This window comes from Bradyrhizobium sp. URHC0002 (assembly GCF_054059515.1).
This window is the reverse complement of record NZ_JBSSCF010000001.1, coordinates 21,018-35,914: the sequence shown is the minus strand read 5'-3', so window position 1 is coordinate 35,914 and position 14,897 is coordinate 21,018. Positions and strand designations below refer to the sequence as shown.

Here is a 14,897-nt window from a genome sequence, read left to right as displayed (position 1 = left end):
CCTCTCGGTATGCTCTGGAACGACGGTGCGATGGCGCGTATCAGCTAGCGCTCGTATTTGACGGCGAGCGCGGTGCGGATCGCGGCAGTGCGTTCCGGCGAAAAGTGCGATGCACCGTGTTCGAGCAGGTCGAGGAATGATAGCACGCCGCCGCGCGAGCCCCAGCTGCCTTCCTCGATGATGCGGAAATTGATCCACCAGCCCGGCGACGGGGCCTTCATCCCGCAGGCGTCAGCGAGCGCCGCATGGATGTTGCGGATGACAGTGGCGCGATCCTCGCGCGTCCAGCAGCAGTCCATCGCGACGACATCGATCACCATGACGTCGCTTGGCTTGTCCGAAAGCAGTTCGCCGCCGTGCGCGATCATGTCGAGCGGCCGCTCGGTAAAATGCACCTGATAGCCGCGGCGCGCCTCGGGCGCGAGTTTGCCGACCTCCGGAACCAGCACGGCATCCGTCAGCGTCCTCGCCAGGACGCGCCGCTGATCGGCATTCAGGCGCCCTTGCGGGGTCATCACATAGATAACGGTCATCGTGCATCCTCCCTGCCGCTCACGCGCCCGACTATGACGGATGGCATAATCCAGACCAGGCTGGCTATGTCAAGCGTCATATTCTACAATGGCGCGACTCGAAGGGGAGTTCCGATGTCGTCCAATACCCGCGCCAAGATGGTGGCAGGCGCCGCCGACCTGATGAGCCGGCGTGGCGTCAATGCCACCAGCATGCGCGACGTGGTCCGCCATACCGGTACGCCGCGCGGCTCGATCGGCCATCATTTTCCGCGCGGCAAGCAGCAACTGATCGAGGACGCGCTTGTCTTTGCAGGCAGGCAGGTCAGCGGACCGCTCAAACATCTGACGCAGGAGCATGGTGCGATCAGCGGCCTCCGCGCCTTTATCGCCCTGTGGCGGCAGACGCTGGAGCGATCGAAATTCCAGGCCGGCTGTCCGGTGCTTGCGGTCGCGGTCGAGCAGTATGTCAACGACGCGACCGAGAAAGACGGCGTGCCCGACGAAGCGGCGCAAAAGCGCCTGCTCGATCTGGCTGAAGGCGTGTTTTCCGACTGGCAAGCCATCATGATCGTGGCGATGCGGCGCGAGGGCGTTACTGTCGCGCGCGCCCGGCGGCTCGCGGCACTGGTTATCGCGTCGCTGGAAGGCACGGTCGCGATGTGCCGTGCCGCGCGTGGCATCCAGCCGCTTGATGACGTCAGGCAGGAACTCGAACTGGTGCTTTCGAGCGCGCTGGGGAAGTGAGGTCAGCCGCATCCCAAGCGTGCGACCAAGTCAACACATCTGACATATAGTTGAGGTAGTAATTTTGTCGCAGCAACTTCTGCGATATAGTGAACTGCTTCACAGCCTTCCTTGAATTAATTTTGCAGTATTGCATTAGCCACGACATACACGCCTAGACGCGGGCTATGTTCAATTGCGCAGGAGACGCACCATGCGTGCGGACATCCCCAGGATTGCCATCCAGGTCGGTGAGATCACCATCGCAACGAGGATTGCTGTTCCTACCTCAAGAACAGGGACAGTGGAGCGAGCCCCCTACACCAGTGTTTGACGCTTTTTCGTTTGTTGGGAGGATAAAGCATGTCAACAGCATCACCGTATGTTCAAAAATTGGTAGCTATCGCTTCGGCCGAATTTGATGCCTTTCACGAACTGGACGAAACTGACGAGCCGTTGTTGTCGCGCATCGGCTTTTATTGCGAGCAGATTGGAATCCCGCGACCGGACAATGTCGAGGAGTTTCCCTGGTCTGCGACTTTCATCTCGTGGTGTGTCAAAGCTGCCGGCGCTACGCCTGGGGAGTTCAAGTTCAACCCGGCCCACGCGGTATTCGTCAAGGCGGCGATCGCCAATGCCGACGCCGAGAGCGGGGTATTTCGTGCACGTCCTGTGGATGCCTATGCACCAAAGATTGGCGATATCGTCCATCGCAATCGCAATGGTGGCAGGATCACCTACAAGCAGGCCCGGACCCGCTCCAACTATCAATCGCACAGCGCGATCGTCGTCGACCTGGTCGAGCGCAACGGCGCGAAGTTTGCGATCACGATTGGCGGGAACGAGGGCAATTCGATTCGCCGCCAGCGCGTACCGCTGGGAGCGGACGGACGCATCCAGCAATCGGAAAGCAATCCCTACATTTCAGTGATCGAGGACCTCAAGGTTGAAACTCCCGCGCACCAGGAGTTCGCCGAGAAGATCAGCGCGGAAACCGCCGCAATCTTCCTGGCCGAAGAACGGCTGGCCTGCGATGCCGGCGGCGAGCCTGAGCAAGCGATGATCGAGGCCGCGCCGGAGAAACCCCCGACGCGGCAGGAGGCGACGACCCACAAATCCAGCCGCAACGGAACGCCGATCGACCATATCGTGGTTCACTACACCACGTCGCGCAACATCAGCGGCACCATTTCGCATTTCAAGAACGGCACACCGCGCGTTTCCGCGCACTATATCGTCGGACAGGATGGCGTCCTTGTGCAGATGGTGCCTGATAGCGAGCGCGCCTGGCACGCCGGCAACTCCGGGATGAATGCGCGGTCCATCGGTATCGAGCACGTTGCCCGGCTCGGCGACAAGATTACCCCAGCGCAGTCGGCGACGTCGATCGCGCTCATCCGCTTCCTGATGCATACCCACGGCATTCCGGCTTCGAACGTAATCCCGCACGTCTGCGTAAAACCAACCGACTGTTGCGGCGATCTCTTCAAGGACTTCGGTGGAGGCGCCGGACTGTCCTGCGGCGTGCAGAAGGCCGCGGTGCAAGGCTGGCTCGCATCGAATGGGGTCGGCACCGAAGAAGAGATCACCTTCGCCGTGCAGAGTGTTGCAGAGCAGGGCCGGCTTGAATCCACCAGCACCTCCCAAGGTGTGGAGATGGCAAAGGCCATCGTCAACTTCGAGGCACGCCGGGACGCGCAGGGACGCCTGGCTGTCTATAATCTTCCGCCTGGCGACGGCGGCGGCCGATACGAGGTCGCCGGCATAAACGAGCGCTATCACAAGGCCGTCTGCGATGAACTGGTCGAACTGATACGGCACGGCCGGCATGCAGAGGCGGAATTGCGCGCGGCCGAGTTCATCGCGAGCTATACGGACAAGGCCTCGAACTGGACGCAGAACGCCGGGATCGAATTTTACCTCCGCGATACGATGTTCAACCGAGGACCCGGTGGGGCCGCCTGGGTGTTGCAGCGGGCGGTTGGGGTGCCCACGGACCGTGATGTGGGCCCGATTACGCTCGCCGCGGCGCGAACCGCAGAATCGCAACCGCGCCAGATGCTCGACAGATTGCGCGCGGCCCGCGAGTCGTACGAGCGCCTCAGGCGCGACGAGACCAGTATCTTCTGGAGAGGCCTGGTCAATCGCTGGAACAAGGCGAGGCAAATAGCACTTTCATTTATGCGATTGCCGGAGTCCGCGATCCTTGCGCCGGCGATGCCAGCTGAGGCCTCCGGCGCGGAGGCGGAGACGACCACCAGCGATGAAATTGATGTCGGCCTGAACATTCCGTTCATCGACACCGCTCCTCCGGAAAGCCCGTCGTTCCATGACATCGGCGATCAGAGTCCAATCGACAATCCGGCACAAATGCTTGCGGGCATTCGCGCCTTTCGTAACAACGTAGACTTCGAGGTCGCAATTGGCGCCGACACGTCGCTTCCTTCAGTCTTTCTGGAGGCCTTGGCAACGCAACGCCGTGCCGTAGGCAAGATCTCCACCTCCGGAACGGATTTTAGAGGCCGAAGTGGATCCTGGTCAGGAACCGGATTCCTGGTGGCCAAGAACATTCTCCTGACGAACCATCATGTGCTGAACTCGACCGATGTTGCGGGTCGGGCTGCAGTGGACTTCACTTTCGAGGTTTCCGCAGCTGAGCTGGCAACGGGGATCCAGGAGCCGAGTGGCCCGAGCGCCCGACGCTATCGTCTCGATCCAGCCAAGCTGTTTATTACCAGTCCGGTTGCTGGAGTCGGTCTGGACTACACTTTCGTTTGGATCGAGGACGAGGCCGAACCGACCTTCGGCTCGATAGCAATGACAAGAGCATCATTCTCGGTAGCCGAACGCGAGCGAGCTTTCATCATCCACCATCCCAGTGGACGAGGCCGCCGTGTTTCGCTCGACGAGAACGATGTGCTGCGGATTACGACAAGTGTGGTGCGCTATACGACTGACACCATGCCTGGATCATCCGGATCACCGGTATTCAACCGGCAGGGGCGCCTGATCGCCCTGCATCACGCCAGTACAAATGATCCGGCCCAACTGCCAGGTGGCGGCGCAACTGACGTCTTGAACGAGGGCATAAAGATCGCCGCGATTGTCACCGACCTTGAGGCTCGCGCGCCCGGGCCGGACGGCGCGATGGCCCAGCGAGTTCTGGATGCGGTCCAGGGTTCTGACACCATGACAGGATTCTTTGGAAGCCTCGGCCGCACCCGAAATATTCCACGTGACACCAGTGGCGTCGAACGTGTCGTCGACGTCTACAAGGGGTCCGAAAACGACATCGATATCGGCTTCTGGAATATCGAATGGCTTGCCAACCGATATGACGATCCGGAAAAGCTGCGGTTGGCGGCATTCCTCATTGTCGACCTCGGGCTCGACATCTGGGGGCTGGAAGAGGTCTCGCCGGCTGCGATCACGGCGTTGGTGAACGAATTGGACGTTCGCTTCGGCGAGAAGTACAGCTACGCCTTGTCCGAGCCTGACGCGAACGAGAACAAGCAATCGACTGCGGTAATCTGGAAGAGCAAGACCGTCAGCGGCACCCGCGAAGAATGGCCGGAGGATATCGAGCGACTGTGGCACCTGCGCAGCACGGACGATCTGGGTCTCGAGGCCGTTGAGGGCAAGATCTTCGATCGCTATCCGGGGCTGTTCCGATTCTCGTTGAAGCGCGGTGGCGCGCCGTTCGAATTCTACGTCGTGCCGCTCCACCTCAAGGCCATGCAGGAGGGCAGCAAGCGCCGCAAGCTCGCCTCGCGGCTGCTGGCCCACGCCGTCAAGACCATGACGGAGAAGTATCACAAGAGCAGCGACTGGGTGCTCGGGGGCGACTTCAATTCCGAACTCGCGGCCGATGACTTCGGTTCACTGCTTCAAGCCGATTTTGTGCCGCTCTCGGCGCAGGACGAGCAGTCGGGAGCGTTCAGCTACATCAAATCGCCGAAGTCGCTGATCGATCATATCTTCCTGTCGCCTAACCTCGCCCACCGGGCCGGCGATGACTCCTATTTCATCGTCGCAAAGGAAAAGTCGGTCGACAATTACGCTCGAAAGCTCTCCGATCACCGACCGGTGCTGGTACGGATAGCTTTGGAGGGACCCAGCGTCACGGACGATGCGACGGGGAAGGATGTTGATAGCGAGATCGCACGCCTGCTGCAGGGCAGCCCCCGTGAACGGACAGCGAGTCTCGCGCCAATTTAGTCTGAAGGCTAAGAGGCGCCCGAGGAGCGGAGAGAGACCGACTGCATGCTGGTACGCCAGGTTCGCAATGAGCTGAGCGAACCTGGCTGCATAACGTCAGCGGGCGCCGCGCCTTCATCGCCCTGTGGCGGCAGACGCCGGAGCGATCGGGCCGCGCGCAGCATCCAGCCGCTCGAAGATGTCAGGCAGCAGCCGGAGCTGATGCTTTCGGGCGCGCTGGCGAAGTAGGCCGAGATGCATCACATTCGAGTGCCGATGTCAGACCCAACGGAGCGGGTCTGGCGAGATTGAGCGGTTTGAGGCGACGTAGTCAATCTCGCCGCGCGTGATCCCAATGTCCGCGAGCTCGCTGTCCGTCAGGCGACACAGCTCGCTCCGCCGCTTCTCGCGTTTGCGCCACGCCTGAAATGCATTCCAACATGTTTCCCAATATGTTTCGAGAGGACTGTAGACCTGTCGCTTCGTGGTTGCCGGTCTCAGTTCGGTGGTCCCTTGAATTGTGCTCATTGCGGTGTGTCCTGTCTGGACTTCCTGACCAGACAAAGTTGCCGCAAGGCGCGGCGGCGCGCTTAACTGGTGGCTTACATTTCCCTTACCGGCAGCTTATTCTTCGTGCTGCGGGAGCGTTAGAGGTGGCCCGGAAGGAATGGCAACTTGCGCTATCTCTTCGAGAATTACACGCTTGACACTGAAAAGCGTGAACTGCACCGCGAGGCGGATGCGGTGTCGATCGCACCGCAGGCTTTTGACCTGCTCGATTACTTGATTCGAAACAGGGAGCGCGTCGTCAGCAAAGACGACCTCATTGCTGCCGTTTGGAATGGACGCATTGTATCTGATGCTGCGTTGACGACCCGCCTGAACGCCGCCCGGAATGCGATCGGCGATTCCGGCGAAGAGCAGCGCCTCCTCAAGACAATGGCGCGGAAGGGCTTCCGTTTTGTCGGGCAGGTACAGGAAGAGCGAGGCAGCGCAGCGCCTGACACCTGGGCAGAACCGCCGAAGGGCGCTCTGACGCTGCCCACCAGACCTTCAGTCGCCGTCCTCCCCTTCGTCAACCTGAGCGTAGATCCGGAGCAGGAGTATTTTGCCGACGGCGTCGTGGAGGACATCACGATGGCGCTGTCGCGCTTTCACTGGCTCTTTGTGATCGCGCGCAATTCGAGCTTCACCTACAAGGGCCGAAGTGTAGACGTGAGGCACGTCGGGCGCGAGCTTGGGGTGCGCTACGTACTCGAAGGCAGCGTGCGCAAGGCAGGAAATCGCCTGCGCATCGCGGGGCAGCTTATTGATGCCGAAACTGGTGCACATCTGTGGGCCGGCCACTTTGATGGTGCGCTCGAGGATGTGTTTGATCTACAGGACCATGTGACTTCCAGCGTGGTCGGTGCAATCGCACCAAAGCTGCAGCGTGAGGAAATCAAGCGGGCAAAACGCAAACCAACAGAAAATCTGGACGCATACGACTATTATCTGCGTGGGCTGGCCAGCGCTGGTCGGTGGACCAGGGACGCGAACGCCGAAGCACTCCGGCTCTTTTGCAAGGCAATCGAGCTCGATCATGGCCTGGCCTGCGCCTATGGCATGGCTGCGTGGTGCTACGTGCGGCGGAAAGCGCGTGGTTGGATGGACGAACGCATTCAGGAAAGTGCGGAAGCTGTACGGCTGGCTCGGAAGGCGGTGCTGCTGGGGGAGGATGACCCTATTGCGCTGTGTATGGGTGGATATGCACTCGCCTTGATAGCCCGTGAGTTCGACGACGCGGCGGCATATATGGACCGGGGACTTGCCGTAAATCCTAACTTGGGGCGAAGTTGGATCCTCAGTGCGTGGTTGAGAGTTTGGCGAGGTGAGCCGGACCTGGCACTTGAGCACGCCGCGCGTGCCATGCGCTTGAGCCCGCTCGATCCTTCCACGTACGCCATGCACGGGGCCATGGCCTATGCCCATTTTCTCGCGGGCCGCTATGACAAGGCGTCGTCATGCGCCGAAAGCTCTCTACGCTTCAATCCGACTTTCCTGCTGGCCACATACGTGTCCGCGGCGAGCAAGGCGGTCGCGGGGCAACTTGACCCGGCACAACGAGCGATATCACGAGCGCTCGAATTTGATCCTGATTTGCGCGCCACCAATCTGAGAAATTTGTTTCGTCGGGAGGAGGACTTCGCCACCTTCGCCAGGGGTCTCCGCGATGCGGGCCTTCCCGATTAATCGTGATGCGCATGCTCCAAAGGGGGACTGCTGGTTCCTGATATCCGTTTCGGGCGCACCAAAGTCCGCTTTGCACCTGCCGGGCGGTCCCGCGTTTTGCTTGGGATCGCCGGATGAACGGATTATCAGCCGGCCGCGGCGAGCGCCTGCCGCATCTCGGCCGGAGAGGCCGGCTCGCCGCTGTACTCGCCCACCATCCTGACCGCCTCTTCAACCAGCTCGAGGTTGCTCGCCTTCGTGCCGAGCGGCGCATCTTCGAGGCCGACGCGAACATGGCCGCCGCGCCTGACCGTCTCGCTGATCAGGGGACGGATATCGGCGCTGACGCCGGCGATCATCCAGGGCGCGCCGGGCGCTTCCTCCTCCAGCAGCGACAAATAAGCCGATAGCGCATACGGCTTTGGCGGAAAGCCGACCGCGACCTGGTTGCAGAACATGAATCGGTAGACAGGAGTCCTGGTGCCGGCCGCGCGGGCCAGCACTGCTCCGGCACGCATAAAGCCGGGCTCGTAGATTGCGAAATCAGGGTGGAGCCCATGCCGTGCGGCAAAGTCGAGTACATACCGGACATGGTCTTCCGGGTTCATGTAGGTGCCGGCTGGCTTTGCGGCCGATGTCGTTGTTGTCAGGGTGAAATTGACGCTGCCGGGGTCGATGAGTGCGAATTCGATCAGGCCGCGTTCGACAAGCGCTTCGATATGGGAATAGCGAGCGGATACGTCTGCAAGACCGGCATCCCCGTCCGTCGTGAATGCCGGGTAGGAGGGATAGACGGGAACGTCCACCTGATTGCGAATTCCTTCGATGATGCGCGCATACACCTGCCAATCGTGGGTCTGCGGGCCGCCGCCGTCATAGGCGTGGGTGTGAATGATGGTGGCGCCGGCGCGCGCGCAGGCGACGCCCTCGGCGATGATCGCTTCAACCGTATCGGGAATGCCCGGTTGAAACTTGCGGCTCCATGGGCCGTTCAGCGCCGCCTCGATCCAGACTTTGCGCATGCTGTACTCTCCTAAAATTTGGGCCTTCCCATGGGACATATGGACGAACGATAGCTGATTTTTTTCGGCCAGGCAGATGCAGCTTCGAGCTCTGGCGGAAGCCCGCAAATGACCCGGACTGGAGGCCAAATGCCGGACCGCCGGGCTTAGGGCCATGGCCAAGCCCGTATCACTCCAGCCGAGGCGGAGGTGTGCCCCGTGTGCAGGCACAAAGCATGGCTACTTGCAGCCATGCTGTTCGAGTTGGACTGCGGCCGGCCAGCTGATAAGCTTCTGATGATGGGAGCTCCCGTGATCTTGGACGCTCCGTGCGACGACGGCATTATCCGGCGTTTCTCCGATGGCGACTGTGTGATGACGCCAATCGAGCACAACCATTCCGAATCAGGTGCAAAGCGATTGCGATTCGATCGCTACGTCCTGGATTTCGAGCGTGGTTGTCTGCTTCTTGACGACAGCGAAATAGTTCTGCGGCCAAAGACCTTGGCCGTGTTGCGTTTCCTCGTCGAAAATCCCGGCCGACTTGTGTCGAAGGAGGATCTGTTCGCTGCGGTTTGGCCGAACATTGCCGTCACGGATGATGTGTTGGTCCAAAGTGTCGGCGAATTGCGGCGGGCACTTACCAATGATGGTCAGCGGCTGATCAAGACGATACCCCGGCGGGGCTATCGGTTCGAATCGATTGTGTTCACCGAGTCGTCTGCCAATCCAACGCCGGTCGGTGATGGCACGGCCGCGGCTTCAAGGGACGATGGCATCCCGGCCTTCAGGATGCCCAACGCGCCGAAAGCGCTGATATCAATCTTTAGAGGCGATTGGCGCCGGGCACTGGCCGTCGGACTTGGACTCGCGGTTCTGATTTTTGCGACAGTCCTCCTGACCGATCGCTCTGGCCGGGATCTGGGAGCGGATACCCGATCGCCGAAAACGGAGGAAGCAGGCGCAAAGCCCGCCATCGCCATACTGCCTCTCGTCAATCAGAGCGACGATGCATCCCGAGAGTATTTTGCCGACGGATTGACGCAGGACGTTATCCATGCGCTGGGCCGATTCCGCGGGCTGACGGTGATGTCATGGAATGCCGTGTTGCCTTACAAGACAAAGCCCGACAGTCCAGGCGAAATCGCCCGCAAGCTTGCCGTGCGCTATCAGGTTGAAGGAAATGTCCGCCAGATCGGTAACCGGGTTCACGCAAACACGCAGCTCGTCGATGCAAACGGCCAGGTGTTGTGGTCCGCAAGTTTCGATGAGGCTCTGTCGGACGTCTTTGCCCTGCATGATGCCATAGCAACCCAGATTGCGGGGAAGTTGGCCAGCCTCGTGATGCAAGTGGAATTGAGCCGGACCTTCGCCAAGCCGACAGGCAGTCTCGAAGCGTATGACTACGTGTTGCGCGCCAGACCCGCACTGCTGCAGCCTGAGCGCAGCAAGATCGTGCAGGCACGAGCACTGCTGAGACGCGCCATCGAAGCCGATCCACGCTACTCCGCCGCCTATTCCTCATTGGCGGAGACCTACTTCATCGCGGCATCGATGGGGTGGGCCGAGGTTCCCGCTGAATTCCTTGCGCGTGCGGAGGAAATGGCGAACAAAGCCCTGAGCCTGGATGACGCCGATGTGCGAGCCCGTGTGGTGCTTGGCCACATCCACACCTTCTATCAGCGGTACGATCAGGCCAGGACCGAAATGGATCGGGCAATAGAGATCAACCCCAGCGACGCACGCGGGATCGCCGGCCGCGGTACCATCCTCCTGTGGTCAGGACAAACTGATCCTGCCATCGCGGCGCTGGAGTTTGCCCAGCGGATCGATCCAGACCTCGCTCCGAGCGATCGCTTCGCCCTTAGCCTTGCCTACTATTTGAAAGGACGATACGACTCCGCGATCGAGCAGGCCGAGCTCAATCTTCGCAAGACTTCGGGTGCAAATTTCAGTCGGGTCATTCTCGCAGCGGCCCACGCCGAACTCGGTCATTTGGACGATGCCGTCCGTACAGTGACCATCATCCATCGGTTGGATCCAACCTTTGACGCGAAGGAATTTGGAACCAAGTTCCTACGCGCCGGCGATCTGGGCCGTTTGCGTGATGGATTGCGCAAAGCAGGCTTGATGACAGAGCAAACTGCACCGCGTTAGTTCGAGTCCTTGGGAAGGATCGGCCTGTTCTGGTGTGCATGGACGATATTGCCGGTGAGATCCTTCTGGAAAAGCTCAGGTCCCTTCGGTGCGGGCGAGCCGAAGAGATAGAGCTTGTTGTCGCTGATCAGCCAATTCTCCGGATCGGCCTTAATGATCTTGCCCAGCGCTAGCGCCATGGCGCAGTAATTGCCGAATTGCGGAGCGTAGCGGACAGGGTCAGCTTTAAATAGCTCGCGATTTTGGGCGCTCGCAAATCGATAGGTGTGTTCATCCCATTGATACTCGAATTCTGGCGTCCCGCGGGTGGGCTTGCCGTCGCTGAAATAGGCGACGGGGTCGTAGCCCTGGATGGCAAGCGGCAGATCCGTTGCGAGAGAGGAGGTTGGCACGACCAGCGGAAGAGCGATGACCAGGCCCAGGCGGAGGGTGGCACGCCGGGATAATTTATGCATGGCGGTCTCCTGAGTTTGCAAGGATCTCGTCTGGACACAAGCATGATGTCCGGCAGTCCCGACCACAAGCCATGGAGAAGGGCGCCAAGTAACGAAAGAGCGACGAAAAAACCCCGAAATCTGCCAATCACGCGGTTTCCTGGGAGCAATCCTGCCTGTGCAGCGGCAGATCCCTGGCCACCGAGCCGGGTTCAAGCTGATTTGCTTCCTCAGAACGTCGGTGGCGTGCATGCACTTATCACTTCACACGGTTTACCCCCGACGCAACGAAACCGATGCGGCCTGCGGCTTTCGAAATAATAGGCGTCGCCGGGGTCGAGGATACGGCGCTCGTCGTCCACGGTCACCTCCAGCCGGCCCGAGACCACGATGCCACCTTCCTCGCCGTCATGGGTCAGCGGCACCCGGCCGGTGTCGCTGCCTGGCTCGTAGCGTTCCTTGAGGATTTGCAGGCTCCGGCCGAACAGATTGTCGCCGACCTGGCGGAAGGAGATCGGCTTCTTGCCGATCTCGGTCAGTTCGTCGGCGCGATAGAACGCCTTGCGCGGCCGCTCCGGCTCGATCGCGAAGAATTCGGCGAGCCCCATCGGCAGGCCGTCGAGGATGCGCTTGAGCGCGCCGACGCTAGGGTTCATCTGGTTCGATTCGATCAAGGAGATCGTCGAATTGGTCACGCCGGAACGCTTGGCGAGCTCGCGCTGGGACAGCTTGTGGCGGGCGCGAACGAAACGGAGTCGCCCGCCGATATCGACACTCATCGAAAATCCCTGTTGCAAGTGTTTCGGATCGAACAAATATGCCCCAATGTCCCTAGTAAAATCAATGGGTTGCGGGACCGAAGAAAAGGACTTGTTGTGGCTTCCCGAGCGTGGCCCGCTGGTACCTTGAGCTGCCAGCACAGGAGCTACCCGTGACCCTTCATCAGAAGCCGAACACCCTGCAAACCGACTCGTTCTGGATGCCGTTTACGGCCAACCGGCAGTTCAAGAAGGCGCCGCGGCTGTTCGCTTCCGCCGAGGGCATGCACTACACCACCGTCGACGGCCGCAAGGTGATCGACGGCTCGGCCGGCCTCTGGTGCGTCAATGCCGGCCATGGCCGCCGCCAGATCGCGACTGCCGTCGAGCGGCAGTTGACGAACCTCGACTTCGCGCCCTCGTTCAACATGGGCCATCCGCTGGCGTTCGATTTCGCCGAGCGGCTCGCCGAGATCGCGCCCAAGGGTCTCGACCGCATCTTCTTCACCAACTCCGGCTCTGAATCGGTCGACACCGCGCTGAAGATCGCGCTCGCCTATCAGCGCGCCATTGGACAGGGCACGCGGACGCGCCTGATCGGCCGCGAGCGCGGCTATCACGGCGTCGGTTTTGGCGGGATGTCGGTCGGCGGCATGGTGGCGAACCGCCGCGCCTTCGCGACCCATCTGCCTGGCGTCGATCACATCCGTCACACCCATGATCTCGCGCGCAACGCGTTTGCGAAGGATCAGCCGGAGCATGGCGCCGAACTCGCCGACGATCTCGAGCGGATGGTGGCGTTGCATGGCGCCGACACCATCGCCGCCGTCATCGTCGAACCGGTGCCGGGCTCGACCGCGGTGCTGCCGCCGCCCAAGGGCTATCTGAAGCGCCTGCGCGAAATCGCCGACAAGCACGGCATCCTCTTGATCTTCGACGAGGTGATCACCGGCTTCGGCCGCCTCGGCGCGCCGTTCGCGGCGGACTATTTCGGCGTCACGCCGGACATGATGACGACCGCCAAGGGCATCACCAACGGCACCGTTCCCTGCGGCGCGGTGTTCGCCAGCCGCAAGATCCACGACGGGCTGATGAACGGGCCCGAGGGCACCATCGAGCTGTTCCACGGCTACACCTATTCGGCGCATCCGGTCGCCTGCGCGGCGGGCCTTGCGACGCTCGACATCTACAAGGACGAGGGGCTTTTGACGCGCGGCGCGTCGATGGCCGAATACTGGCGCGATGCGCTGCATTCGCTGAAAGGCTTGCCGAACGTGGTCGACATCCGCAATTGCGGCCTGATGGGCGCGGTCGAAGTCGCGCCGCGCAAGGACGGCGTCGGCACGCGTGGCTATGACGTCATGGTCGACTGCTTCAATCGCGGGCTCTATTTGCGCATGAGCGGCGATTCCTTTGCGTTGTCGCCGCCCTTGATTGTCGAGAAGAGCCATATCGACGACATCGTCTCGATTCTCGGCGACGCGATCAAGCGTGTGGCCTGATCCTTGCTCGCAAGGAAAGACAGAAGCCGCGGCAACGTTGCCGCGGCGGATGCGTGAGGGATCGTGAAAGTCATCGTTCTCGGCAGTGGCGTCATCGGCGTCACGACAGCCTATTATCTGGCGCGCGCCGGCCATGAGGTAACGGTCGTCGACCGCCAGGCCGAACCTGCGCAGGAAACCAGTTTCGCCAATGCCGGGGAGGTCTCGCCCGGCTATTCCTCGCCCTGGGCCGGCCCCGGCGTGCCGGTCAAGGCCATCAAGTGGCTGTTGATGCGGCACGGCCCGCTGGTGATCTGGCCCAAGCTCGATCCTGTGATGTGGATCTGGGGGCTGAAGATGCTGCGCAACTGCACGGAAGAGCGCTACGCCATCAACAAAAGCCGGATGATCCCGATCGCCGAATACAGCCGCGATTGTCTGCGCGCGCTGCGCACCGAGATCGGAATCAAATATGACGAGCGCAGCCAGGGCACGCTGCAGCTCTTCCGCAAGCAGAAACAGCTCGACAGCACCGGCGGGGATATCGCGGTGCTCAAGCAATATGGCGTGCCTTACGAGGTGCTCGATCCTGCCGGTTGCATTGCCGCCGAGCCCGGGCTTGCCACCGCGAAGGCCGAGTTCGTCGGCGGGCTTCGCTTGCCGCAGGACGAGACCGGCGATTGCCACATGTTTACGCAGGCGCTCGCCAGGGAAGCTGCAAAGCTCGGCGTGCAGTTCAAGTTCAACACCGGCATCGAGCGGCTGGTCGCGGAAGGCGACAAGATCACCGGCGTCATCACCAGCGCGGGGCTGTTGCAGGCGGATGCCTATGTCGCGGCGCTCGGCAGCTGGTCGCCGCGGATGCTCAAGCCGATCGGCATTTCCGTGCCGGTCTATCCGGTGAAGGGTTATTCGATCACGGTCCCCGTCATCGACGTGGCTGGTGCGCCGGTGTCCACCGTGATGGACGAGAGCTACAAGGTCGCGATCACGCGCCTTGGCGACCGCATCCGCGTCGGCGGCACCGCGGAAATCTCGGGCTATTCGGACAGGCTAGATGCGGCGCGGCGAGCGACGCTCGACCATTCCCTGACCGACATGTTTCCGCGCGGCGGCGACTTGAGAAAGGCGACGTTCTGGTGCGGCCTGCGCCCGATGACGCCGGATGGACCGCCGATTATTGGCGCGACGCGTTACAGCAACCTTCATCTCAACACCGGTCACGGCACGCTCGGCTGGACCATGGCCTGCGGGTCGGGGAGGGTGCTGGCCGATCTGATGTCCGGGCGGAAGCCGGACATCGACGTGAGCGAACTTAACGTGAGCCGGTACGATCATCGGTTTGGGTGAACCCAACTAAACTTGCCGTAACTTCCGCTGCGAAGCGTCTTCTGCTATCCTCGCATACAATCAGTGCGTG

Annotated in this window: 11 protein-coding genes and 1 pseudogene; 7 read left to right on the top strand and 5 right to left on the bottom strand. The window is 61.3% G+C overall.

Annotation, left to right across the window (positions count from 1 at the left end):
• Positions 1–44: 44 nt before the first annotated feature.
• Positions 45–533, bottom strand: coding sequence for a tautomerase family protein (locus ACVWVY_RS00155; RefSeq protein WP_456624507.1), 489 nt, complete (start codon positions 531–533; stop codon positions 45–47).
• Between the two features lie 114 nt (positions 534–647).
• Between ACVWVY_RS00155 and ACVWVY_RS00150 the strand changes: the two genes are divergently transcribed.
• From ACVWVY_RS00150 to ACVWVY_RS00140, 3 genes and pseudogenes are all read left to right on the top strand, one after another.
• Positions 648–1,259, top strand: a complete 612-nt coding sequence (locus ACVWVY_RS00150) for a TetR/AcrR family transcriptional regulator (RefSeq protein WP_456624506.1) — start codon at positions 648–650, stop codon at positions 1,257–1,259.
• A 342-nt stretch (positions 1,260–1,601) separates the two neighbouring features.
• A pseudogene (locus ACVWVY_RS00145) lies at positions 1,602–2,651 on the top strand (DUF2272 domain-containing protein); the annotation flags it as partial.
• 126 nt (positions 2,652–2,777) lie between these two features.
• Entirely contained in the window at positions 2,778–5,456 is a 2,679-nt protein-coding gene (locus ACVWVY_RS00140) for a trypsin-like peptidase domain-containing protein (RefSeq protein WP_456632051.1), read from the top strand.
• 258 nt (positions 5,457–5,714) lie between these two features.
• On the opposite strand, the gene ACVWVY_RS00135 is transcribed toward ACVWVY_RS00140, so the two are convergent.
• Positions 5,715–5,963 carry a DUF1127 domain-containing protein gene (locus ACVWVY_RS00135; RefSeq protein ID WP_456624505.1) on the bottom strand — a complete coding sequence of 83 codons (249 nt, stop codon included), beginning with the start codon at positions 5,961–5,963 and terminating at the stop codon, positions 5,715–5,717.
• A gap of 147 nt (positions 5,964–6,110) precedes the next feature.
• On the opposite strand from ACVWVY_RS00135, the gene ACVWVY_RS00130 reads away from it, so the two are divergent.
• Positions 6,111–7,667, top strand: coding sequence for a winged helix-turn-helix domain-containing tetratricopeptide repeat protein (locus ACVWVY_RS00130; protein ID WP_456624504.1), 1,557 nt, complete (start codon positions 6,111–6,113; stop codon positions 7,665–7,667).
• Between the two features lie 125 nt (positions 7,668–7,792).
• Here ACVWVY_RS00130 and ACVWVY_RS00125 read toward each other — a convergent pair whose 3' ends face one another.
• Complete coding sequence (locus ACVWVY_RS00125) at positions 7,793–8,668, bottom strand: 3-keto-5-aminohexanoate cleavage protein (RefSeq protein ID WP_456624503.1); 876 nt, start codon at positions 8,666–8,668, stop codon at positions 7,793–7,795.
• Between the two features lie 231 nt (positions 8,669–8,899).
• On the opposite strand from ACVWVY_RS00125, the gene ACVWVY_RS00120 reads away from it, so the two are divergent.
• Positions 8,900–10,804 (top strand): winged helix-turn-helix domain-containing protein, encoded by a 1,905-nt coding sequence (locus tag ACVWVY_RS00120; protein WP_456624502.1) that lies wholly within the window; start codon positions 8,900–8,902, stop codon positions 10,802–10,804.
• Here ACVWVY_RS00120 and ACVWVY_RS00115 read toward each other — a convergent pair.
• Entirely contained in the window at positions 10,801–11,259 is a 459-nt protein-coding gene (locus tag ACVWVY_RS00115; RefSeq protein ID WP_456624501.1) for a YHS domain-containing (seleno)protein, read from the bottom strand. The two genes, ACVWVY_RS00120 and ACVWVY_RS00115, sit on opposite strands and share 4 nt — an antisense overlap.
• Positions 11,260–11,468: 209 nt before the next feature.
• Positions 11,469–12,017: a cupin domain-containing protein gene (locus tag ACVWVY_RS00110; RefSeq protein ID WP_214492342.1), complete on the bottom strand. Its 549-nt coding sequence runs from the start codon at positions 12,015–12,017 to the stop codon at positions 11,469–11,471.
• Positions 12,018–12,169: 152 nt separating this feature from the next.
• Between ACVWVY_RS00110 and ACVWVY_RS00105 the strand changes: the two genes are divergently transcribed.
• The gene (locus tag ACVWVY_RS00105) at positions 12,170–13,498 is read left to right on the top strand and encodes an aminotransferase class III-fold pyridoxal phosphate-dependent enzyme (RefSeq protein WP_456624500.1); all 1,329 of its coding nucleotides are present in this window, start codon (positions 12,170–12,172) and stop codon (positions 13,496–13,498) included.
• 63 nt (positions 13,499–13,561) lie between these two features.
• Entirely contained in the window at positions 13,562–14,827 is a 1,266-nt protein-coding gene (locus ACVWVY_RS00100) for a D-amino acid dehydrogenase (RefSeq protein ID WP_456624499.1), read from the top strand.
• Positions 14,828–14,897: the final 70 nt, after the last annotated feature.